The organism is Rathayibacter sp. AY1A2, from assembly GCF_002930935.1.
Taxonomy (GTDB): Bacteria; Actinomycetota; Actinomycetes; order Actinomycetales; family Microbacteriaceae; genus Rathayibacter.
Window position 1 is genome coordinate 16,632 of sequence record NZ_PSTP01000022.1, and the last position, 22,497, is coordinate 39,128.

Genomic DNA, 22,497 nt, shown 5'->3' on the forward strand with positions numbered 1-22,497 from the left:
GCGGCACGACGCCGGCCGTGAGCGCGTGCCGCCCGCCTCGGAGGATCCTCCTCAGCCGCCGCCCTGCTGCGCCTCGGCCAGCAGCGGCGCGAGCAGCTCCTCGATCCGGCGCCGCGCCCCCTCGGCGTCGCCCGCGGCGATCGCCTCGACCAGCTCGGCGTGCTGGCGGGCGTGCACGTCCTCCTCGCCGACGACGTCCTCCTCCAGCACCGACTCGAACATGCCGGTGAGGCCGTCGTAGAGCTCGACGAACAGGTCGTTGTGGGTCGCGACGACGACGGCCCGGTGCAGCGCGGTGTCCGCGGCGATCCGCTCGGCGAGCTCCGGCGCCTCCCACGAGCGGGCCCGGCGGGCCAGCAGGGCACGGAGGGCGGCGACGTCCTCCCCGGTGCGGCGCTCGGCCGCCAGCGCGGCCGTCGCCCCGTCGATCGCGAACCGCAGCTCGAGGCCCTCCCGGCGGGCGGCGCTCGGGATGCGGCGGCGCAGCGACTCGGCGAGCTGCGAGCGCGCGGTGACGAACGTGCCGCGCCCCTGCTCCCGCCGCACGAGGCCCGCCTGCACGAGGGCCTGGACGGCCTCGCGGACGGAGTTGCGTCCGGCGCCGGTCCAGCGGGCGAGCTCGGCCTCCACCGGGATCCGCTCGCCGACGGCCCAGCGGCCGGAGCGGATCTCCTCGTGGAACAGCGCCGTGACGTGGTCGATCACGCTCTCGCGCTGGAACGGCGCCGCGGGGCTAGACTCGCCAGGATTCATCCCATCATCCTATCTCTCGGGGACTCCATGACCGCAGCACCGACGCTCCGCGCCACCGCCCTCCTGGCCCTCGCCGCCATCGCGATCACCGCGCTGAACCTCCGCACCGCCGTCACCGGCTTCAGCCCGCTGCTCGACACGATCGGCGCCGATCTCGGCTTCGGGCCCTCGCTCTACGGGGCGCTGGGGACGATCGTCACCGCCTCCTTCGCCGTCTTCGGCTTCGTCGCCGCGGCCGTCTCGCGCCGGATCGGCCTGGAGCGCACGCTCGCGATCGCGACGCTGGTGACCACACTGGGCATCGCCCTCCGCGCGCTCAGCCCGAGCCCGGTCGCTCTGGTGCTCTCGACCGTCGTCGCCTTCGCGGGCGTGGGCACCACGAACGTGCTCATCGTGCCGATCGTGAAGCGGTACTTCGCCGAGCGGATCAAGACGGTCAGCTCGCTCTACCTGGCGCTGCTGCAGGTGGGCCAGTTCGTCGCTCCGCTGGTCGCGGTGCCGCTGGCCTCGACGGCGGGGTGGCGCTGGGCGATCGGGATCTGGGCCGTGATGACGGCCGCGGCCTGCCTGCTCTGGGCGGCGCTCGCGGCCCGCGGAGGAGGCGGGGCGGCTCCGGCCGCCGCCGGCGGCCGCGTGGACGGGGCCTGGCGCACGCCGCTGCTCTGGGCGATGGTGCTGATGCTCGGGATGACCGGTCTGCACACCTACGGGATCATCACCTGGCTGCCGACGATCCTCGTCGACGCGGGCGCGGATCCGGCGCAGGGCGGGGCGCTGCTGGCGCTGTTCTCGGTGTTCGGCCTCGCCGCCGCGTTCGTGGTGCCGCCGCTGACGCTGGGCATGCGCAACCCGGTCGTGGTCGTGGTGGTGTGCTGCGCGCTGCTCGCGGTCGGCTACGCCGGCCTCGTCGTCGCTCCGCTGGAGGGAGCCGTGGCGTGGGTGGTCTGCCTCGGGCTCGGCGTCAGCACGTTCCCGATGACGCTGACGCTCGTGAACGCGCGGACCCGGACGACCACCGGCTCCTCGACCCTCTCCGGCGCCACGCAGGGGCTCGGCTACGGGCTCGCCTGCCTCGGCCCGCTGCTGATCGGCGTGCTCTACGAGGCGCAGGGGGACTGGAGCGGCGCGTACGCGCTGCTGTTCGCCGGAGTGGCGGTGCTGCTGGTCAGCGGGATCGTCGCGTGCCGTCCGCGGTTCCTCGAGGACGAGGCGGCGCTCCGCCGGGCCTGAGCGGCGGCGCTCAGCGCGACGCGGCCGGAGCGAGCGCGGAGACGATCCGCTCCAGCCCGAAGCGCCAGGCGCTCTCCACGTCGCCGCCGAGGGTGAAGGCGCCTGGTGGAGAGCGCCTGAGGCGCGGAGCCGCTCAGGAGGCGGGGACGAGCTTCCAGCGGTCGGCGAGGATCTCGAGGCCCTTGTCGAAGGTCGCCGACCACGCCGTGACGTCGTGGGCGCTGTCCGGCACCTCGAGGTAGGTGGCGCTCATGCCGGCGGCGACGGCCGCGGCGTAGACGGTCTTCGCCCCGGGGAGGAACGAGGTGTCCTCGGCGCCGACTCCGAAGATCGCGACGGTGCCCGTGTAGGGGGCGTTCTCCGCGAGGACGTTCACCGGCTTCGCGGCCTCGTAGGCGGCCTGGTCGCCGCCGAACCCCTGCGCGACCGTCGCCGCCTCGCTGCCGAGGGTCGGCGCGAGCTCGCCCGAGGCGTCGACGATGTTGCCGAAGAGCGACGGGTGGCCGGCGCCGAGCTGGATCGAGCAGGTCCCGCCCTGCGAGAGGCCGCCGATCGCCCAGTGCTGCGCGTCCCCGAGCACGGGCAGGTTGGCGCGGATCCAGTTCGGGACGTCGACGGTGAGGTAGGTGGCGGACTTCCCGAGCGGCGAGTCGACGCACATCGGGTTCCTGTCGGGATCGCCCAGCTGGTCGGGCGACACGACGATCGGGGCGAGGCCGGCGTGCGCGGCGGCGTAGGCGTCGAGGGTCTGCTGGAACTTCTCGGTCGAGAGCGGATCGGAGGGCGACCCCGGTTGTCCCGAGAGCATGATCATCACCGGCAGCAGCGGCGGGGTCGCGGTGAGGGCCGCGGGCGGGAGGTAGACCACGGCGTCGCGGGCCGGGAAGCCCGACGCGGTGGCGGGGATGGCGACCGTCGAGACCGAGCCGACGGCGGGCATCCCGGCCGGGGCCGTCCAGGTCGCGAGGTCCGAGTGCGGTCCGTCCGCGGCGGCGACCGGCACGGAGGAGTCGGAGTACGCGCTGATCCCGAGCGCGCTGCGCACCGTGGGGTACTGGCCGAAGTCGATGTTGACGGTCATCGCGGCCGCCGCGACGATGAGCACTCCGGCCGCGAGCGACGCGAGCACCCCGCGCGCGCGCCGGCGGGCGATCGCGTGTCCGAGGACGACCAGGGCGACGCCCAGCCCGCCGATCCCCAGGCCGATCGCGACCCGGGTGACCGGCGTGAAGTCGACGCCGAACGGGCCGTCGGGCCCGTCGACGAGGGCGGCCAGGGCGGCGCCGCCGATCAGGCCCAGGAGGAGGACAGCGACGGCGATCCCGCCGCGTCGGGAGCGCCCGCGGCGGGGAGCGCGGACGTGGGCGGCGAGCAGGAGGAGGAGCGCTCCGATCGCGAGCACGTAGACGGCGACGACGAGGGGGCCGGAGACGAGGCTCAGGTCGAGGAGAGAGGTCATGCGTCGATCCGGTCGGAGGGTGCTCGGGCGGGCGTCAGTCTGGCGGCGGTCTCTGGAGGAGAGCCGGGAGCTGTCGGGAGCGATTCTCCTCCCCGGGCGCGGATCCACCGAGCTCTCCACCGATCGGGCGCAACCCCGCGCGCCGCGCCGCCGCTCCCGCCTAGCGTGGGACTCCCGACGCACACCGCGCCCTCACGAAGGAGCCCGCACCATGACGCAGCACCCCCGCCTCGAGACCTCCTCCCGCGAGGCCCGCGCATGAGCCGCGGAGTCGCCGTCGTCACGGGCGGCACGGCCGGGCTCGGACGCGCCACGGTCCGCGAGCTCGCCTCCCGCGGCTGGGACGTCGCCGTGCTGGCGCGCGGCGAGGACGGACTGGCGGCCACGGTGGCCGAGATCGAGCAGAAGGGCCGGCGCGGGCTGGGCATCCCGACCGACGTGGCCGACCGCGAGGCCGTCGAGTCGGCGGCCGACCGGGTCGAGGCCGAGCTCGGCCCGATCGAGCTGTGGGTCAACGACGCGATGGTCGGCGTCTTCGGCGAGTTCCTGTCGACCGAGCCCGCCGACTTCGAGCGCGCCGTGGGCGTCAACTTCTTCGGCTTCGTCAACGGCACCCGCGCAGCCCTCTCCCGGATGACCCCGCGCGACCGCGGGCACGTCATCCAGGTCGGCTCCGCCCTCGCGCACCGGGGCATCCCGCTGCAGGCCGCGTACTGCGCCTCCAAGTTCGGCGCCCGAGGCTTCACCGAGGCCGTCACCGCGGAGCTGCTGCACGCGAAGAGCCGCGTGCGCCTGTCCGAGGTCGACATGCCGGCGCTCAACACCATCCAGTTCAACTGGGTGAAGTCGCAGCTGCCGCACCACCCGCAGCCCGTGCCGCCGATCTACGAGCCCGAGGTGGGCGCGATCGCGATCGCCGACGTGGCCGACAAGCCGCGCCGCCGCACCTGGGTCGGCGAGCCGACCGCGGGCACCATCCTCGGCGACCGCTTCGCCGGGCGCTTCATGGACTGGTACCTCGCCCGCAGCGCCTTCGACGGTCAGCAGGCCCCCGACAAGACGGAGCCGATGCTGCCGAACAACGTCTACGAGCCGGTCCCCGGCGATCACGGCGCCCGCGGCCTCTTCAGCGACCGCGCGCACACCATGACGCCCCAGATCTGGATGATCCGCCACCGCGCCCTGAGCTACGCGGGGGCCGCCGCGGCCCTCGCCGCCGGCGCCGCGGGCGTCGTCTCGGCCCTGCGGAGGAAGTGACCGTGGTCGACGCCGTCGTCATCGGGGCGGGCCCCAACGGCCTCGCCGCCGCGGTCACGCTCGCGCGGGCCGGGCTCTCCGTCACCGTGCTCGAGCGCAACGAGACGATCGGCGGCGGCGCGCGCACGGCGGAGCTGACGCTGCCCGGCTTCCACCACGACGTCTGCTCGGCGGTGCACCCGATGGCACTCGCGTCCGGCTTCTTCCGCGCCTTCGGGCTCGACCGGCGCATCGAGCTGGTCGTCCCCGAGATCTCGTACGCGCATCCTCTCGACGGCGGCCGCGCGGGCATCGCCTACCGCGACCTCGACCGCACGGTCGAGGCGCTGGGGCGCGACGGAGCGGCGTGGCGCGCCCTGATGGGACCTCTCTCCGAGCGGGCCGACCGCGTCGCGGGCTTCACCAACGACGCGCTGCTGCGGATCCCGACGGACCCGAGCGTGCTGATCCGCTTCGGACTGCGGGTGCTCGAGCAGGGCACCCCGGTGTGGAATCTGCGCTTCCGCGAGGACGTCGCCCCGGCGATGTTCTCCGGGGTCGCCGCGCACTCGATCCGCCCGATGCCGAGCCCGTCGACGGCCGCGGCCGCCCTTGCGCTCGGCGCCTACGCCCACGCGCGCGGCTGGCCGGTGCCGATCGGAGGCAGCCAGTCGATCGTCGACGCGCTCGCCGACGACCTCCGGGCGCACGGCGGCACCATCGAGACCGGCGTCGAGGTGACCTCGCTCTCCGAGCTGCCCCCGGCCCGCGCCGTGCTCGTCGACGGCACGCCGACGGCGCTGCTCGCGATGGCGGGGGACCGGCTGCCCCCGGCCTACGCCGCGGCCCTCCAGCGCTTCCGCTACGGCAACGGCGTGGCCAAGGTCGACTTCGCCCTCGACGGGCCGGTGCCGTGGACGAACCCGGAGCTCGCCGGCGCGGGCACGCTGCACGTCGGAGGCAGCCGCGCCGAGATCGCGGCCGCCGAGCGTGACGTGAAGCGCGGCCGGCACAGCCGCAGCCCCTACGTGCTGGTGGCGCAGCCCTCGATCGCCGATCCGACCCGGGCGCCCGAGGGCAAGCACGTCCTCTGGGCGTACACGCACGTCCCCCGGTACTCGCCCGCCGACCAGCAGGAGGCGATCACCGCCCAGATCGAGCGCTTCGCCCCCGGGTTCCGCGACCGCGTGATCGGCGCCTCCTCGATGACCGCCCGCGACATGCAGGCCTACAACTCGAACTACCTGGGCGGGGACATCGCCGCCGGAGCCGCGAGCGTCGCGCAGCTGCTCTCGCGCCCGGTCCCCACGACCGACCCGTGGCGGACGCCCGCGAAGGGGCTCTACCTCTGCTCCTCGTCCACCCCGCCCGGGCCGGGCGTGCACGGCATGGCCGGCTGGCACGCCGCCCGCAGCGCGCTGCGGCACGAGTTCGGGGTGCGCGAGTCGCCCGACCTGTCGCCGGAGGCGCACCCGGCCTGAGCCGCCGCCGTTGCGCTGCGCCCGTCGCCGCCCCCGGCCTGCCAGGCTGAGGGACGGCGCCGCCACGCGCCCCACCACCACTCGAAGGAGCCCGCGATGTCCCGCACCACCCGCGTCGTCCACTGCCCGCCCGAGTCCGTCTTCGCGGTGCTCGCCTCCGGCTGGCTGTTCCCGAGCTGGGTCGTCGGCGCGTCGCGGATGCGGAAGGTCGACGCGGACTTCCCGCACGTGGGCTCGCAGCTGCACCACTCCTTCGGCCTCTGGCCGCTCGTGATCGACGACCGCACCACGGTTCTCGAGTGGGACCCGCCGCGCCGGATGGTCATCCAGGCCGCCGGCTGGCCGCTCGGCGAGGCCCGGGTGCGCGTCGAGGTCGAGCCGCACGCGCGCGGCGCGAAGGTGCGGATGCACGAGGCGCCCGTGAAGGGCCCGGGCACGCTCGTCCCGAAGCCGCTGATGCACTCGTTCCTCTGGATCCGCAACCGCGAGGCCGTGCGCCGGCTCGCCCACATGGCCGAGGCGGGAGCCGCGGGACGCACGCTCGCGCCCGCCTCGCTCCCCTCGCCCGCCGACCGTGCCGGGATCGACCGGCCGAAGCACGTCTGGGCACGCCTGACCGGAGCGATCGGGTCGATCGCGGTCGGGACGCTCGTGGTCCGCGGCGTCCTCGCGGCCGTGCGGCGCGCCCGGAGCTGACGGGCCCGGACCCGACGGCGCCCGGAGTCGGCGGCGCCCCGGAGACGACGGCGCCCGGGTCGGACGCCGCTCGGCTCGGACGCCGCCCGAGTCAGACGATCCGCTCGACCAGCCGCACGTGCTGCACCGCGACGCGCTTCGGCTCGCCCGCGAAGGCGGCGTCGCGCTCGGGCGAGGCCAGGTACGCCCGCTCGACCTCGGCGAACGCGTCGGCGTCGCCGGCCGTGCTGACCGCCCAGACGAACTCGTTCACCTCGCGGTCGGCGTAGGCGAACTCGATCCGGAAGCCGTGGGCCTCGCGCGCCGGCACGATCCGCTCGGGGAACCAGGCGAGGAAGTCGTCCATCACCCCGTCCATCAGCTCGTAGCGTCGGAGTTGGATCGTCCTGGTCTCGGCTGCAGCGCTCATGCTGCGACGGTACCCGCCCGGCGGCCGCGCCGTCGCCGCGCTACGCTCGCCGCCGACAGCCCCACGCCGAGGAGGACAGCACGGACCCCCGCCACCGCTCCCTCGCGCTGCTCGTCGCCGGCTGCTTCTTCATGGAGAACCTCGACGCCACGATCGTGACGACCGCCGCGCCCGCGATCGCCGCCGACCTGGGCGTCGACTCCGCCGCGGTCTCGATCACCGTCACCGCGTTCCTCCTCACCGTCGCCGTCCTCATCCCGACCTCGGGCTGGCTCAGCGAGCGCTTCGGCGTGCGCCGCGTCTTCACCACCGCGATCGCCGTCTTCACCCTCGCCTCCCTGCTCTGCGCGCTCAGCCCCACGCTGCCGCTTCTGGTCGGCGCCCGGGTCCTGCAGGGCGTCGGCGGCGCGCTGATGGTGCCGGTCGGCCGGCTCGCGGTGCTGCGGGCGACTCCGCGGGAGGGGATCATCCACGCCATCGCGATCCTGGTCTGGCCGGGACTGGTCGCCCCCGTGATCGCGCCGTTCCTCGGCGGGCTGCTCACCACCGTCGCCTCCTGGCACTGGATCTTCCTGATCAACCTGCCCCTCGGGGTCGTCGCGTTCGCGATCGCGCGCCGGATCGTCCCCGCCACCTCCGAGAGCGCGCCGCCCCCGCTCGACGTCGCGGGGCTGGTGCTCGTCGCGGTCGGGCTCGGCGCGCTGGTCGGAGCGGCGGGGCTCCTCACCGGCTCCGAGCTCGACGGGCGGGCGGTGGCGCCGCTGCTCGTCGGCGCGGTCGTGACGGCGCTCGCCGTGCGGCACCTGCGCCGCGCCGAGCATCCGCTCGTGCGGCTCGACGCCTTCCGCTTCCGCACCTTCCGGGTCGCCAACGCGAGCGGATCGCTCTACCGGGCGACCGTGAACGCGGTGCCGTTCCTGCTCCCGCTGCTGTTCCAGGACGCGTTCGGCTGGAGCCCGGTGCAGGCCGGCTCCGTGGTGCTGGCGCTCTTCGCCGGCAACCTGGCGATCAAGCCGGCCACGACTCCGCTGCTGCGGCGCCTCGGCTTCCGCGGGGTGCTGGTCGCGGCGAGCGCGGTCGGGGCGGCGTGCATGGCGGCGATGGCGTTCCTCGAGCCGGCGACTCCGGTGGCGCTCGTGGTGGCGCTGCTGGTGCTGAGCGGAGTGGCCCGCTCGGCGGGCTTCACGGCGTACAACACCGTCACGTTCGCCGAGGTCCCGCAGGAGGCGATGTCGGGCGCGAACACCCTCAACGCCACCACGCAGCAGATCGCGGCCGGACTCGGAGTCGCGGTGGGCGCGGTGGCGCTCGCCGTCGGCACCGCGATCGGGCCCGGCCTCGTCCCGTACCGCGTCGCCTTCCTCGCCCTCGCGGTGCTGACCCTCGTGCCGCTCGCCGCCGCCGCCCGGCTCCCGCGCGACTTCGGGAGCGCCCTCACCGCCTGACCCGCGCGGGCGTCAGGCGAGGCCGAGCGCGATGCCGTCGAGGATGTCGTGCGCGGTCGAGTGGACCCGGTCGACGCCCGGCGACGCCTCGTGGACCGCGCGGAGGACCTCGCCCCAGACCAGCGCGCCGGCCGCCAGCACGTCCTCGCGCCCCGGGCGGACCCAGGGGAGGGCCGCCGTCCCCTCCGGAGACAGCGCGGCGAGCTCGTCGCAGGCGGCGAGGACGTCGGAGAGGGGGAGGGACGTCTCGAGCGCGGCGCGGTCGGTGGTGCGGAGGACGTGCGCGGTGATCGTGAGCACGGTCGCGGCGACGCCGACGACGCTCCGGGCCTGCGAGAGGTCGACGGAGGAGGCGGCCAGCGCGGCGCCCACGTCCGCCCGCATCGCCGCGCGCTCGCCCTCCGTCGGTGCGGCGGCCCGGCGGTGGCGCTCGGTCAGGCGGACGCTGCCGACGTCCATCGAGTGCGCCTGCTCCGGCTCCGCTCCGCCGAGCACGAGCTCGGTCGAGCCGCCGCCGAGGTCGACGACCAGCACGGGCCGGGCGGAGTCGACGGCCGAGACCGCGCCGCGGAAGGAGAGCCGCGCCTCCTCCTCGCCGGAGATCGTCTCCGGGGTGACGCCGAGGATCCGCTCGACGGCGGCGAGGAAGTCCTCGCGGTCGGCCGCGTCGCGGGTGGCCGAGGTGGCGACGAAGCGGAGGTGCTCGGCGCCGGCCTCCTGCGCGGCGGCCGCGTACTCGCGGGTGACGGCGAGGGCCCGCTCGAGCGCGGCCGGGTCGAAGCGGCCGGTGCGGTCGACCCCGCGGCCCAGCCGCACGAGCTCGGTGCGGCGCTTGACGTCCCGGAGGCGGCCGCCCTCCACGTCGGCGATCAGCAGGCGGAGGGAGTTGGTGCCGCAGTCGAGCGCCGCGACGCGCGTGGGGGAGGACATCCGCCCATTCTGCCCGCGCGGCCGGGGCCGGAGGCGGGCGATAGCCTGGGGGAGAGACGAAGGAGCCGCCCGTGCACGAACACCACGTCCGCGTCCACCGCAGCGACGAGGAGCTCCCGCGACACGGGCAGCTCGCCCACGCGCTCGCCGAGGTCGCCGCCGATCCGGTCGAGATCCACGACGAGGTCGCCGAGATGGTGGTCAACCGGGTCATCGACAACGCCGCCGTCGCCACCGCGTCGCTCCTGCGCCGCCCGGTCGTCGCCGCCCGCGCGCAGGCTCTCGCGCACCCCGCCTCCATCGGCGGCCAGGGCTCGGTCGTCCTCGGCGTCGACCCGGCCCGCCGGGTCTCGCCCGAGTGGGCGGCCTGGGCCAACGGAGTCGCCGTGCGCGAGCTCGACTACCACGACACGTTCCTGGCGGCCGAGTACTCGCACCCGGGCGACAACATCCCTCCGCTGATCGCCGTCGCCCAGCACGCGGGCATCGGCGGGGCGCAGCTCGTCCGCGGCATCGTCACCGGCTACGAGGTCCAGGTCGACCTGGTGCGCGCGATCAGCCTGCACCGGCACAAGATCGACCACGTCGCGCACCTCGGCCCCTCGGCCGCCGCCGGGATCGGCACGCTGCTCGGCCTCGACGTCGCGACGATCGAGCAGGCCGTCGCGCAGGCCCTGCACACGACGACCGCCACGCGGCAGTCGCGCAAGGGCGAGATCTCGAGCTGGAAGGCGTACGCGCCGGCCTTCGCGGGCAAGATGGCGATCGAGGCGGTCGACCGGGCGATGCGCGGTGAGACCAGCCCGTCGCCGATCTACGAGGGCGAGGACGGCGTCATCGCCTGGATGCTCGACGGCGCCGACGCGAGCTACGACGTCCCGCTTCCCGACCGCGGCGAGGCCAAGCGCGCGATCCTCGACACGTACACGAAGGAGCACTCGGCCGAGTACCAGGCGCAGGCGCTGATCGACCTCGCCCGCCGCCTGCACCGGACGCACCCCGAGGCCGCCGACCCCGAGCGCGTCGAGCGGATCGTCCTGCACACCTCGCACCACACGCACTTCGTGATCGGCTCGGGCGCGAACGACCCGCAGAAGTACGACCCGGCCGCGTCCCGCGAGACGCTGGACCACTCCGTGCCGTACATCTTCACGGTGGCGCTGCAGGACGGCGCCTGGCACCACGTGCACAGCTACGCCCCCGAGCGGGCCGCCCGCGCCGACACCATCGCGCTCTGGCACCGGGTCACGACGCAGGAGGACGAGGAGTGGACGCGCCGCTACCACTCCACCGATCCGGGCGAGAAGGCGTTCGGCGCCCGCGTCGAGATCCTGATGACGGACGGCACGACGATCGTCGACGAGATCGCGGTGGCGGACGCGCACCCGCTGGGAGCGCACCCGTTCAGCCGAGAGCAGTACGTGTCGAAGTTCCGCACGCTCGCCGCCGACGTGCTCGAGGAGTCCGAGATCGAGCGCTTCCTCGACCTCGCGCAGCGCCTGCCCGAGCTGACCCCGGAGGAGGTCGGCCGCCTCAGCGTGATCGCCGCCCCCGGCGTCCTCGCCTCGATCGAGCCCCCGCGCGGCCTGTTCTGATCCCTCCGCGGGAGCGTCGTCCGCACGCACGGTGACGCGCGCACGGACGGCCTCCCGTGGCGGGGAGCGCCGTCGTCAGGCGGTCTGCTCGGCGACCCAGTCCTGGATCTCGGCGATGAAGCGCCGGCGCGAGAAGACCCGGGTGCGAGCCCGGAAGGCGTCGACGTCGAGCGCGAGCGCACGGCGCAGCAGGTCGCTCCAGTCCGGATCGCCCTCGAGGTCGGCGATGACGCCCCCGCCGGCGAGGGACACGCTCTCGCGCACTCCGCCGATGTCGGTCCCGATGACCGGCGTCCCGCAGGCCATCGCCTCGACGGGCATGATCCCGAAGTCCTCGACGGCGGGGAAGACGTACACGAGCGCCTGCGCGTAGAGCGCGCGGATCAGCTGGTCGGAGGGCGAGATGACGAAGGTCACGTCGGCCCGGATCTCCTCGGCGTAGGCGCGGAGCCGCGCCTCCCAGGGGCCGTGCCCGGCGATGACGACCGGCAGCCCGGTGCGGGCTCCGGCGTCCATGACCTTCTCGAGGCGCTTGTAGGGGACGAACCGCGAGGCGCCCAGGATGAACGGCCGCGCGAGCGAGTCGAGGAGGCGCAGCTCGTCGTCGTCGAGCGGGGAGCGCCAGTCGGTGATCGTCGAGAGCAGCTCGGTGTTCACCGGCGGGTAGATGACCCTCGACGGCTGGTGCCACGCGTCGCGCACCCGCTGCCCGGTGAAGAGGCTGTTCACCGCGATGGAGGAGGCCTCGGCGGCGCGGAGGCGGTCGATCGGCTTGAGGAGCAGGCTCGCGGTGCGGGCGGCGAGGCTGCTGCCGCGGCCGTCGCGGTCGGGCTCCCAGATGTAGCGGGCCGGCGTGTGCGCGTAGACGAGCTTGCGGGTCGGCCCGCTGGTGCGGACGTGGTGGGCGAAGAGGTGCGAGCTGACCAGCACCCACTCGCGGGAGGCGCCGACCGGGAGCCGCCACGTGGGCAGCATCGCCGGCAGGGCGAGGACCTTGTGGCGGCGCAGCGGCGTGCGCGCCAGCCAGGACTCCGAGACGGGCCTGCCGACGACCTCGGCGCAGTCGCTCCAGAGGACGCGGACGTCGGCGTCGGCGAAGGCCTCGGTCATCGCCTCGAGCACGCGCTCGGCGCCTCCGCGGCGCTCGACCCACTCGTGCACGATCAGGCCGGGACCGACCGGGGGGACGGATCGGGAACGGGTGGTCGCGTCGATGACGGCAGTGATGATGGGCCCCTTCCCCCAGGCGTGCGGTGAGGATCGGGCGGCCATCCGGAGACGGGAGCGGCTCCGAATGCTTATCCGTCGTCGGTGACCGATCAGCAGTGCAGTAGAAGCTAACCGGCTCGTGGAGAAGGAATCGAAAGGCGAGTACGAGTCGTCGCAGAACGACGGGGAAAGGAGAGTCCGATAATCCGGATAAGCCGCGAGCGGAATGGCGAGGATCGTCTGGAGTGCGTCGCGGAGGCGCTATTCCCTCGGAGATCACAACGATGGAGGAGAGTCGCGGAGAAGAAGAAGTCACTCTTTCAGTGACGCCGTGCCGGAAGGATCAGGAGACGCCGATGCGCTGCAGGGTCTGCCACCGCCACTGGTCGCGGACGCCCTCGCGGACGGTGCGCACCGCCCGCCAGCCCAGCTCCCGCTCGGCGCGTGCCGGGTCGGCCCAGCTCGCGGCGAGGTCGCCCGGCCGGCGCCCCACGGCCCGCCACCGGACCGTCTCCCCGCTCGCCCGCTCGACCTCGTCGATCAGCTCGAGGACGCTCGTCGGCGAGCCCGTGCCGAGGTTGTAGACCCGGTGCCCGGGCCGCGCGCGCTCGAGCGCCGCGACGTGCCCGGCCGCGAGATCGCAGACGTGGATGTAGTCGCGCAGCCCCGTGCCGTCGGGGGTCGGGTAGTCGTCGCCGAGGACGTCGACGCACCGGGAGGGGTCGCCCGCGGCCCGCGTCAGCACGGGCAGGAGGCTCCCCGGCGCCGTGGCCGGATCCTCGCCGATCCGCCCCGACGGGTGCGCGCCGATGGGATTGAAGTAGCGGAGGCTGACCCCGCGCAGGAGGGGATCGGCGCGCGCGGCGTCGCCGAGGATCTCCTCGATCACGCGCTTGGTCGCGCCGTAGGGGCTCGCCGCGCTGAGCCCGGCGGGGGAGTCCTCCCCGACCGGCATCGCGCCGCCCGGGCTGTAGACGGCCGCCGAGCTCGAGAACACGACGGTGCGGATCCCCGCCTCCGCTGCGACCGAGAACGCCGCGGTGGCGAGCCCGACGTTGACCGTCCAGTACTCGAGGGGCCGCCGCACCGAGTCGCCGACCGACTTGAGCCCGGCGAGCAGGACCAGGGCGTCGACCGGGCCGTGGGCGGCGAGGAAGCGGGTCAGTGCGGCCGTGTCGCGCGCGTCGGCGATCAGGCGGGGGACCACCGAGCCGGTCAGCTCCTCCACCGCGTCGAGGGTCCGCTCGCTCGCGTGCGAGAGGTCGTCCACGACCAGCACCTCATGGCCGCTCTCGAGGAGCGCGACGGCGGTGTGGCTCCCGATGTAGCCCGCTCCGCCCACCAGAAGGACTCGCATGCGGGGGAGCCTAGATCGGCTCCCGCACGGCGTCGGCGCCGCTGCCGGGCCCGCGGATCCGTCGATCCGCGCCGCCGTCACCCGTGCGCGGGACGCTCTCTGCCGCGGTCGTAGCCCGCGATCGCTGCGGACTCGACGGCGAGCGCGACCAGCTTCTCGCCGACCGGGCGGGGCACCACTCCGAGCGCGGCGTCCGCGAATCCCGCGACCAGTGCCGTCCGCCGCTCGCTCCCGCCGCGGGCCAGGAGGCGCACGGCTGCGTCCCACGCGCCGGCTGCGGGCACCGCCTCCCGCACCTGCTCGGGGTGCAGCCGCTCGAAGGTGCGGCGGGCCGCCCCCGAGAGGAACGCGCGCCGGCTGCGGACCGCCGCCGAGACGGAGGCGCCGTGGTGCAGGGCCTCCGCGCCGGGCTCGATCCGCACCGGCACTCCCAGGCGGTGCAGCCGGTAGCCCCAGTCGACGTCCTCCCAGCCGTACTCGCGGTAGTCGGTGCTGTAGCCGCCGACCCGGTCGTACGTCGCCCGCGTCACCGAGACGTTGCCGCCCCAGTAGCGCCAGGAGGCGTCGGGGCCCGCCGCGTAGGCGCCGCGGCGGAAGCGCTCGCCGGCCGGCCGGCCGTAGGCGCGGGAGTAGGCGGTGCCCGGGTCGACGTCGGGGCAGAGGCCGACGACGCCGACGACCGCGTCCCGATGGGCCCCGACGTGCGCGGCGGCCCAGCCCGGGCCGGGCTCGAGGTCGTCGTCGCAGCGGATCAGCACGTCGCCCCGCGCGGCGTCGAAGCCGGCGGTGAGCGCGGCGGAGCGCCCCCGGTTCTCGGGGAGCACGACGCGGCGCACGGGCACGGGGGAGGCGTCGAGGGCGCGCTCGCTGGCGTCGACGACGCCGTCGAGGACCACGACCACGTCGAGATCGCGGTGGGTCTGAGCCGCGAGGGCGGCGAGGAGGCGGGGCAGGCGGGCCGCCCCCGCGTAGCTGGGGACGACGACGCTCGCGACGCTCATCGGGACTCCTCGCCGCGCGGGCTGCTCTCGACCAGGAGCAGCTCCTCCAGCCCGCTCAGCACGCGCGCCAGGTCGTCGGCGATGGCGCCGGGATCGGTGGAGTGGAGGCGGGCGAGCTGGTCGGCCAGGCCGGAGAAGTCCTGCGGCTCGTCGTCGAGCGCCCGCCAGGTCGCGGCCACGCTCTCGCGCAGCGCGTAGGGGCTGCCCATCGGGGAGACGTCCAGCGGGAGCACCAGGACGCGCCCGTTCAGATCGACGGAGGCCGTGTCCGGGCGGCGCCGCCAGAGAAGGAGCCGGGGGTCCTCTGCCATCTTCTCCGCGTCCTCTCCGCTGATCACCGCCAGTGCGAGTAGAAATCCGCCAGCGCCTCTTATCGCGACGCCTCTCTCGCTATGTTTGCCGCCGACGCGCCAAGGGGTGTACGTCGAGCGACAGCACCGGAGGGCCGCCAATGTCGGAGTCTAATCCGCTCGCATCCAGCGATATCAGCGATAAGAGCGAGAAGAAGAGCGCGAATTCCGCGGGCGTCTTCGCACGGCGGACGGTCGTGGCCGGAGCGGTCTGGTCGGTGCCCGCGGTGATGCTGGCGCAGTCCGCCTCCGCCGTCTCGATCAGCTGCTTCCCGGTGGGGACGGTCTTCCAGGCGGTCGCCCGCGGACGCCTCCTCAGCGGCTTCCTCGGCGGCGTGAACCTCGACAATGTCGCCGGTGTCTCGGGCGTGACGGCGACTGCGCCGGCGTCGGGACCGAATCCGCCCGACCCGGTCGTCGTGACGGGCGGCGTCAACGCCACGGTACTGAACGGCATCGCCGTGAACGCGACCGGGCTGACCGGCACGCTCTCCTCCCTCCTCACGCTGGCGGCTCCCGCCGGCGTCGGCACCCTCAACCAGTACGCGGAGGCGAGCACCACCGGCACCGTCCGCGGAGCCTCCGGTGCGATCACCAATGCCGGCCAGCTGGCGCTGACCCCGACCTCGGGGAGCTACCCCGACTTCGGCACCGTCAACCTGCAGGCGATCCTCGCCGCCGTCGGCAGGCCGGATCTGTCTGACCTCCTGACCAACGTTGCCGGGCTCACCCTGCAGATCGGCGCCGTCACCGGACGCGCTGCTCTTCAGTCGGCCTGCGTGCCCGGGTCGGACAACCTGCAGCGCGACTACCAGATCACCAGGCTGAACCTGGTGCTCACGTCGACGGCGCTGACAGCTCTCGTCACCGCGGTGAGGAACGCCCTTGCTCTGATCGAAGACATTCGTGTTGCCACGGTCGCTGTTGTCACGGTCGACGTCGCCGCCATCCTGGCGGGAAACCTGCCCGGCGGAGGTCAGCCGATCCAGGCGAGCCTCGGGACGACTCCGGCGACGCTGACGATCGATCTCGCCTCGCTTCTCGGTCCTGCTCCCGGGCAGCCCGGGAGCACGCAGTTCGGCTCCTACTCCGCCTTCCTCAACAACCTGCCACCGAACTCGACTCTCCTCGTGGACAGCGGTCTCGGCGTTCCGGCAGCTGCCCTGACCGCTTTCACGACGACTCTGGTCACTGTTCTCACGCAGAGGCTGCGCGAGAACATCAGGATCCTCGGGATCCCGCTGAACGGCCCTGGCGTGCCCGCCAACGTCTTGACCCTGGTCCTGAACGTGCTGAACCCGCTGCTCGCGGCCCTGCCGGCTCTTGTCGGAGCCGTTGTCACCACCGCGATCACCCCGGTCTTCGCCGCCCTGCGGGACGTCATCCAGATCGACGTCAACGCGCAGAACCGCTCGACCAACCCGACCGGGCCCGCCGCCCTCGAGGCGCTCCCCGTCGGCCGCTACGACGTCGCGGCGCTCTACATCCGCGCGGTGGGGCTCGTGAACCTGCTCGACCTGTTCATCGCCCGCGGCTCCGTCGGGCCGAACGTCCGCACGGGCTAGCCGCGCGCTCGGCGCCGTCAGGCGCCGTGGACCACGAGGCCGTGCTCGACCATCGCGTCGAGCACGGCCTCGACGTGCGCCCGGGGGTCGCCCGCGGGCGGGGCGCCGTGCTCGGCGACGACGGCCCCGGTCAGCGCGTCGACCGTCGCGGGCGTCCCGAGAACGCGCCACAGCACCGGGCCGATCCCGGTCAGCGTCTCGACCCGCTCGTCGAGGAGGCAGCTGACCACTCCGTCGCGCTCGACCCACTCGACGCCGGCGGCGCGCGCGAGCAGGCCCGGGCCGGGCGCCGCCGGATCGGCCTCCGGCGCGTCGGCGACGACCGACGACGGCTCCCCGATCCGCTCGAGGAGGGGCAGCACCGTCTCCGCCTCGCGGTAGCGGAGCACCTGCGCCCCGCCGACGGAATCGAGCAGCCCGGCGAGCTGGTGCAGCGCCGCGGGCAGCCGTGCGAAGTGGCTCAGCTCGGGCAGCAGCACCGAGAGCGCCTCGTCGAAGGCGATCGGCTCGAGCCGGGGCTCCGCCGGGCCGGACGGGTCGCGGGCGATCAGGAGCAGGGCGGCCAGGCGCAGCGGAGCGTCCGGCAGCGGCTGCAGGCCCATCGCGGCGGGGGAGCGGTGCCGCTTCCAGTCGCCGCCGTCGAGGAGGGCGACGGGCTTCCGGAACGGCAGCACCCGCCCGTCGCGGCGGACGGCGAGCGTCTCGTCGGTCACGTACCCGTACCGCCGAGCGGCGAGGCTCACGAGGGTCGACTTCCCGGCACCGGGCCGGCCGACGAACGCGACGACGCGGCCGTCGGTCAGGGCGACCGCCGAGGCGTGAACGCTGAGCAGCCGGCCCTCGCAGGCGTCGGCCGCCGCGAGGGTGAGCGCGGCGCCGATGTGCTCGGCGAGGGCGTCCTCGGTCGGCTGCGCGATCACTCCGGGCTCCCCGACCGGCTCGGTCAGCGACACCCGGTACTCGGAGCCCGGGCGATCGGCGTCGTCGTCCACGTCGTTCCACGACTCCTCCACCTCCGCCACGAAGCGGTCGGGGACGGTGTCGTCGAAGGTGAAGCGCACGCCGAGCCCGAAGGGGGCGCGGATCAGTCGGCGGGTCATGTCAGGTCCTGTCCGTCCGTCGGAGGTGGTCCCACGCGAGCGGAGCTGTGCGGGCGCCGCGGCGCAGCCGCCGCCACCAGCCGGCCGCCACGTCGATCCGGCGCGGGCCGATGGCGGGGTCGGCGGCGCGCAGGGCGTGGGGAGCGGGGAAGACGGCGCGGGCGAGGAGCAGCGGCCGCTGCCGCCAGCCGGCCGCGCGCACGGCCTGCACCCACCCCGCGGAGGCGTGGGGCGAGCTCGCGTTGATCCGCCACGCCCGCAGCTCGGCCGCGGGCACCTCCCCGGCGCGCGCGCGGATGCCGAGCGCATCGAGGAAGGGCTGCGCGGTCTGGACGGCGCCGAGCTCCTCCGCCGCCGCCCGGAGCGGAGCGTGCAGCTGCGCGCGGGCGGCCACCGCCTCGACGAGCAGGTCGTAGTCGGAGGGCCGCGTGAGGCGCGGGTCCGTGATCTGCCAGGCGTCGCGGAGCGCGTGCAGCGCCAGCACGAGCGCCGAGTCGGCGACGCTCGCGGTCGCGACCGGACGGCCGGCCAGCTCCACGATCCGGTGCCGGCTCCACAGCGCCTCGAAGGCGTCGCGCGGCGGCACGAGGAATCCCGGCCACCGCCAGTGCACGTCGATGTCGACCGGCCACGCGGCGTGCCGGTAGGAGCGCGAGTGCTTGGCCGCGAGCGTCGGTCCGTCCGGCCAGGGCCGCTCGGTCCAGCCGTCGGCGGCCAGGAGGGCCAGGATCCCGGGCAGGTCGTCGGGGGCGACCAGAAGGTCGACGTCGCCGGAGGCGCGGGGCGGCCGGAGCCGGTCGGCGGCGGCGGTCGGTCCCTTGAGCACGAGTGCGCGCAGGCCCGCCGCGTCGGCCCGCCGGTGGACGAACGCCGACACGAGCGGCACGGCCTCGTCGGCCCAGAGAACGCCCACGAGCTCCATCCGGTCAGTATTCCAGCGCTCCCGCGGCCCGCGGAGCCCGGCCGGGCCCGGTGGAGCCGGGCGCTCGTCTCGGTGAGGATGGGCGCGCGGGCCGCGGGGGCACCGCACGGAGGCGGGCGGGGCGGCGGATGATCCACGGGGGAGCGGGCGGCGCCGGGCGGCCTCCGGTGGCGCTCGCGACCAACAACGGCGACATCGGCGGCGGCGAGGTGATGCTGCTGAGCATCGCGGAGGCGCTCGAGGCGCTCGAGGTGCCTGTCGTGGTCGTCGGCCCCTCGGAGCCGCGTGCGCTCGTCGCCGCCGCCCTCGCCGCCGGCCACCGGGTCGTCGAGCTCGAGGCCGCGGGCAGACCCGCCTGGATGCGCGCGCTGCGGCGCTGGGACGCGTCCTCCCGCGAGGGCGTGCTGTGGTGCAACGGGCTGGTGCCGGCCGTGGCGACGGCAGGGCGTCCGCGGCGGATCGTGCACCTGCACCAGCGCCCGTCCGGCCTGCAGCGGCTGCTCGCGCCCGTGGCCCGCCGCGGCGCGCTGGCGACCCTCGTCCCCTCCCGCTACCTCGCGGGGGTCGTCCCCGGGTCGACCGTGCTGCCGAACTGGAGCCGCCGCGTCGACCTGCCGGAGGCGCGGCCGCGGGAGGACGGGACGACCGTCCTCGGCTTCCTCGGGCGTCCCTCGCTCGCGAAGGGGGTGCGGGTCCTCACCGAGGCGCTGGCGCTGCTGGAGGCCGGGGAACCGGGCGCGTATCGCCTGGTGCTGGCGGGCGAGCCCCGGTTCGTGGCGGAGCGGGAGCGTCGCGAGGTGGAGGCGGCCCTCGCTCCGGTCGCCGCTCTGGTGGACCGGCCGGGGTGGATCGAGCCCGGCGACCTCTTCTCGCGGATCGACCTCCTGGTGGTGCCGTCGGTGCAGCCGGAGTCGTTCGGCCTGGTCGTGACGGAGGCGATGTCGGCCGGCGTCCCCGTGGTGGTGAGCGATGCCGGTGCGCTCCCCGAGGTCGTCGGCCCGTCGATCGACGCCACGTTCCGAGCCGGGGATCCGCGGGCTCTGGCCGAGCTGATCAGAGCCCGGAAGAAGAGAGGACTATCGGAGTCGCGGGAGAGGGATCGTGCCCGCTGGAACGATTCCTACTCCCCGTCCTCCGGGAAGTCGGCTATCGACGGACTTCTGGCGCGGATGGCCCTCTCCGATGATTCCTGATCCTCCCGCCAGGAGACCGATCCACTTTCCGAGGAATGCCGCGGGGAGCCTCTCCTCCTCCCTCGGGAAAGGACGACGATGACCCGCGAACCGGAAGTCCTCAGAGTGCTCGGACTGTTCCTCAAGCACCCGACACTGCGCCTGGCTCCGGGTGAGCCCTTCGCCCGCGGGAGGCTGCCGTACCGGGCCGACCTCCTCCGGGACGACTCGACGCGGCTCCTCGTCCCCGGTCACGCGTCTCGGCCCGCGCACGTGAAGCTCCGCGACGTCGTGGAGCACCGCACGGGGCTGAACGTGGACACGCAGCTGCGCGCGCTCCGGGCGGTCCGCTCGGCCGACGCGGTGCTCTGCGTGCTCGAGCCGGAGGCGGGCCTCCCCGCGCTGCTCCGGCGCGCGCGGCTCGGGCCGTACGGCCGCACGCCGCTCGTGGTCCTCTCCTGCTGGTGGGCGGAGGAGCTGCTCACCGGCTCGCCGCAGCGGCGCCGACAGGTGGTCCGGCTGCTCCAGGGCGTGGACCGGCTCGTCGTGCTCAGCGAGAACCAGCGCGAGGTCTTCGCCCGCCACGGCGTCGATGAGCGGCGGATCGCACCGGTCCTCTTCGGGGTCGACTCCGACTACTACCGGCCCGTTCCTCCGCGTCCGAAGCGGTTCGAGGTGCTCGCCGTCGGGGTCGACCGCGGGCGCGACTTCGACTCGCTGGTCGCCGCCGCCGAGCGCCTGCCGCACCGGCGGTTCGACATCGTGACCACTCCTGCACGGCGGCCGTCCCGGGCGCTGCCGGCCAACGTCGTCCTGCACGATCCCGTCCCGGTCGGTCGGCACCGCGACAACCTGCGCGACGCCGAGCTCGTCGTCGTCACCAGCCACGACCTCGCCTACCCGACGGGCCAGAGCGTCCTCCTGGAGGCCTCCGGCTGCGGGACCTGCACGGCGGTCACCGCGAGCGCCGCGATGACCGGCTACGTCCGCGACGGCGAGACGTCCTTCTCGCTGCCCCTGCACGATCCAGCGGGGATCGCGGCGGTGCTGGAGGCGGTGCTGAGCGACGACGGGAAGCGGGCCGAGGTCGCCCGCGCGGGCCGGGAGCGGGTGCTGGCCGAGCTGAACGCGCGGCACATGTGGGCGGGCGTCCGCGCGGTCCTCCGCGACGCGGTCCGCGAGCGCGGCCGCGTCTGAGCGGCGGTCGGCCGGGGCCCCACCAGGCGACCTCCGTCGCGCCGGGAAGGGCCCGCCGACCGGGACCTCCGCGCCCCGGACCCGTGGATCCGCGCCGGATCGGGCGGACGCGGGAGGCGCTACTCCGGCGGCAGAGCGCGGGCGCGAGCGGACCGCTCCGCGAGCAGAGCGAGACCCGCGCCGATCACGACGAACGAGATCGGGGCGAAGAACACCTCGCCCAGCTGCGTCGCGCACAGCAGCACCAGGATGCTCGCCGCGCCGACCGCGTGCCCCGGGCGGCTCCCGGCCCCGGCGGCCGTCGTCGCGAAGCCGGCCACGAGCACGGTGCCGACGACGCCGACGAGCAGCACGACGCCGCCCTCGGCCATCAGCGCCAGGTAGGAGTTGTGGAAGAACCAGTCGATCCCGTCGACCCGCGCGGTCGCCTCGCCGAGTCCGGAGCCGGTCCACGGCGAGAGCGCCGCCTTGTCGACCGAGGCGTCGAGGATGCGGGCGCGCAGGGCGTCGGAGCCGGCCCGCTCCACCCCGTAGTCGCCCGCCGTCGCCAGGTTCCGCTCGGCCCAGAGGAACAGCAGGACGAGGCCGCCGCCGAGGAGCGCGCGGAAGAGCAGGCGCAGGTGCGGCGCCGCGACGAGCCACACGAGCGCGCAGGCGTAGGCCGCCATGGACGTGCGGGAGTCGGTGGCGACGACCGCGGCGGCCCCGAGCGCGAGCACGCCGACCCGCAGCCACAGCCGCGAGCTGAGCGCCGAGACCAGCAGCGCCGCCGCTCCGTAGACGAGACCGGCCACGTTCTTGTCCTGGAGGAAGCCGGTCAGTGCGCCCTGGTAGCTGTCCGGGGCGAGTCCCGCGACGAACAGCACAGCGTTCAGCGACAGGGCCGCGGCGAGTCCTTTGAGCCCCGAGACCACGTCGATCCGCCCGCTCGCGAGGAAGCCCGCGGCGAGCATGACGAGCGCGATGTTCGCCGCCCGGCGCAGGGCGTCGAGGCCGTCGAAGGACGAGCCGGCGAGGACGAAGGCGAGCAGTGCGAGGCACAGCCACGGGTACCAGGCGGCCCGTCCGAGACGGCGGGTGGGCCGCCGGAAGAGGCTGACGAGGACCAGGGCGGCCAGCGCCGTCTGGGCCAGCGGGACGCTCCCCGGGAGGAAGGGGGTGGGGAGCCGGTAGACCAGGAGGCCCATCAGGACGGCATCGAGTATCCGAGTGGAATGTGCTATCGGAAAGGCCGCGTGAACGAGCGGGTAACGCCTCTCGACGACGATCTCTCCCCCTGGCGCGGACATGTCGTCATCCTCGCAGAAAGGGCCTCCCGAGGGGTCGGGGACCGCCTAGGGAAAGGCGCTCCGCATTGCTAGCGTGACCGACACCTCAGCATCGTCGTGCG

Annotated in this window: 20 protein-coding genes; 9 read left to right on the plus strand and 11 right to left on the minus strand. The window is 74.7% G+C overall.

Annotated features, from left to right (window positions below; genetic code table 11):
• Nucleotides 1–51 precede the first annotated feature (51 nt).
• The gene (locus C5B93_RS14705) at nt 52–753 is read right to left on the minus strand and encodes a FadR/GntR family transcriptional regulator (protein WP_104292768.1); all 702 of its coding nucleotides are present in this window, start codon (nt 751–753) and stop codon (nt 52–54) included.
• Nucleotides 754–780: 27 nt separating this feature from the next.
• Here C5B93_RS14705 and C5B93_RS14710 point away from each other — a divergent pair, with 27 nt between their 5' ends.
• Entirely contained in the window at nt 781–1,983 is a 1,203-nt protein-coding gene (locus C5B93_RS14710; RefSeq protein ID WP_104256448.1) for an MFS transporter, read from the plus strand.
• A 133-nt stretch (nt 1,984–2,116) separates the two neighbouring features.
• Here C5B93_RS14710 and C5B93_RS14715 read toward each other — a convergent pair whose 3' ends face one another.
• On the minus strand, nt 2,117–3,442 hold the full coding sequence (locus C5B93_RS14715; protein WP_104292769.1) for an esterase family protein: 1,326 nt from the start codon (nt 3,440–3,442) through the stop codon (nt 2,117–2,119).
• Between the two features lie 258 nt (nt 3,443–3,700).
• On the opposite strand from C5B93_RS14715, the gene C5B93_RS14720 reads away from it, so the two are divergent.
• The 3 genes from C5B93_RS14720 (at nt 3,701) to C5B93_RS14730 (ending at nt 6,855) form a co-directional block, all read left to right on the plus strand.
• The gene (locus C5B93_RS14720) at nt 3,701–4,699 is read left to right on the plus strand and encodes an SDR family oxidoreductase (protein ID WP_104233564.1); all 999 of its coding nucleotides are present in this window, start codon (nt 3,701–3,703) and stop codon (nt 4,697–4,699) included.
• 2 nt (nt 4,700–4,701) lie between these two features.
• Nucleotides 4,702–6,159 (plus strand): phytoene desaturase family protein, encoded by a 1,458-nt coding sequence (locus C5B93_RS14725; RefSeq protein ID WP_374953148.1) that lies wholly within the window; start codon nt 4,702–4,704, stop codon nt 6,157–6,159.
• A gap of 96 nt (nt 6,160–6,255) precedes the next feature.
• On the plus strand, nt 6,256–6,855 hold the full coding sequence (locus C5B93_RS14730; protein ID WP_104233566.1) for an SRPBCC domain-containing protein: 600 nt from the start codon (nt 6,256–6,258) through the stop codon (nt 6,853–6,855).
• A 91-nt stretch (nt 6,856–6,946) separates the two neighbouring features.
• On the opposite strand, the gene C5B93_RS14735 is transcribed toward C5B93_RS14730, so the two are convergent.
• Nucleotides 6,947–7,264 carry an NIPSNAP family protein gene (locus C5B93_RS14735; RefSeq protein WP_104224531.1) on the minus strand — a complete coding sequence of 106 codons (318 nt, stop codon included), beginning with the start codon at nt 7,262–7,264 and terminating at the stop codon, nt 6,947–6,949.
• A 131-nt stretch (nt 7,265–7,395) separates the two neighbouring features.
• On the opposite strand from C5B93_RS14735, the gene C5B93_RS14740 reads away from it, so the two are divergent.
• Entirely contained in the window at nt 7,396–8,709 is a 1,314-nt protein-coding gene (locus tag C5B93_RS14740) for an MFS transporter (protein ID WP_104292771.1), read from the plus strand.
• Nucleotides 8,710–8,721: 12 nt separating this feature from the next.
• Here C5B93_RS14740 and C5B93_RS14745 read toward each other — a convergent pair whose 3' ends face one another.
• Nucleotides 8,722–9,639 carry an exopolyphosphatase gene (locus C5B93_RS14745; protein ID WP_104292772.1) on the minus strand — a complete coding sequence of 306 codons (918 nt, stop codon included), beginning with the start codon at nt 9,637–9,639 and terminating at the stop codon, nt 8,722–8,724.
• Nucleotides 9,640–9,710: 71 nt separating this feature from the next.
• Here C5B93_RS14745 and C5B93_RS14750 point away from each other — a divergent pair, with 71 nt between their 5' ends.
• Complete coding sequence (locus C5B93_RS14750; protein WP_104292773.1) at nt 9,711–11,234, plus strand: MmgE/PrpD family protein; 1,524 nt, start codon at nt 9,711–9,713, stop codon at nt 11,232–11,234.
• A gap of 75 nt (nt 11,235–11,309) precedes the next feature.
• Here the strand turns inward: C5B93_RS14750 and C5B93_RS14755 are convergent, their stop codons facing one another.
• The 4 genes from C5B93_RS14755 to C5B93_RS14770 form a co-directional block, all read right to left on the minus strand.
• Nucleotides 11,310–12,506 (minus strand): glycosyltransferase, encoded by a 1,197-nt coding sequence (locus C5B93_RS14755; RefSeq protein ID WP_104292774.1) that lies wholly within the window; start codon nt 12,504–12,506, stop codon nt 11,310–11,312.
• A gap of 280 nt (nt 12,507–12,786) precedes the next feature.
• Nucleotides 12,787–13,800, minus strand: coding sequence for a UDP-glucose 4-epimerase GalE (galE, locus tag C5B93_RS14760; protein ID WP_104292775.1), 1,014 nt, complete (start codon nt 13,798–13,800; stop codon nt 12,787–12,789).
• 77 nt (nt 13,801–13,877) lie between these two features.
• The gene (locus C5B93_RS14765; RefSeq protein ID WP_104292776.1) at nt 13,878–14,801 is read right to left on the minus strand and encodes a glycosyltransferase family 2 protein; all 924 of its coding nucleotides are present in this window, start codon (nt 14,799–14,801) and stop codon (nt 13,878–13,880) included.
• The gene (locus C5B93_RS14770; RefSeq protein WP_146078505.1) at nt 14,798–15,112 is read right to left on the minus strand and encodes a hypothetical protein; all 315 of its coding nucleotides are present in this window, start codon (nt 15,110–15,112) and stop codon (nt 14,798–14,800) included. The genes C5B93_RS14765 and C5B93_RS14770 overlap by 4 nt, the downstream gene beginning before the upstream one ends.
• A gap of 140 nt (nt 15,113–15,252) precedes the next feature.
• Between C5B93_RS14770 and C5B93_RS14775 the strand changes: the two genes are divergently transcribed.
• Nucleotides 15,253–16,716, plus strand: a complete 1,464-nt coding sequence (locus C5B93_RS14775; protein ID WP_146078506.1) for a choice-of-anchor G family protein — start codon at nt 15,253–15,255, stop codon at nt 16,714–16,716.
• 17 nt (nt 16,717–16,733) lie between these two features.
• Here the strand turns inward: C5B93_RS14775 and C5B93_RS14780 are convergent, their stop codons facing one another.
• Both C5B93_RS14780 and C5B93_RS14785 read right to left on the minus strand, forming a co-directional pair.
• Nucleotides 16,734–17,816: a hypothetical protein gene (locus C5B93_RS14780; RefSeq protein WP_104258162.1), complete on the minus strand. Its 1,083-nt coding sequence runs from the start codon at nt 17,814–17,816 to the stop codon at nt 16,734–16,736.
• A 1-nt stretch (nt 17,817) separates the two neighbouring features.
• Nucleotides 17,818–18,738, minus strand: a complete 921-nt coding sequence (locus C5B93_RS14785) for a nucleotidyltransferase family protein (RefSeq protein WP_104233575.1) — start codon at nt 18,736–18,738, stop codon at nt 17,818–17,820.
• A gap of 128 nt (nt 18,739–18,866) precedes the next feature.
• Here C5B93_RS14785 and C5B93_RS14790 point away from each other — a divergent pair, with 128 nt between their 5' ends.
• Together C5B93_RS14790 and C5B93_RS14795 are read left to right on the plus strand one after the other, a co-directional pair.
• Nucleotides 18,867–19,931, plus strand: coding sequence for a glycosyltransferase family 4 protein (locus C5B93_RS14790; protein WP_104258161.1), 1,065 nt, complete (start codon nt 18,867–18,869; stop codon nt 19,929–19,931).
• Between the two features lie 78 nt (nt 19,932–20,009).
• On the plus strand, nt 20,010–21,107 hold the full coding sequence (locus tag C5B93_RS14795) for a glycosyltransferase family 4 protein (RefSeq protein ID WP_146078507.1): 1,098 nt from the start codon (nt 20,010–20,012) through the stop codon (nt 21,105–21,107).
• 119 nt (nt 21,108–21,226) lie between these two features.
• On the opposite strand, the gene C5B93_RS14800 is transcribed toward C5B93_RS14795, so the two are convergent.
• On the minus strand, nt 21,227–22,294 hold the full coding sequence (locus C5B93_RS14800; RefSeq protein WP_104292778.1) for an O-antigen ligase family protein: 1,068 nt from the start codon (nt 22,292–22,294) through the stop codon (nt 21,227–21,229).
• Nucleotides 22,295–22,497: the final 203 nt, after the last annotated feature.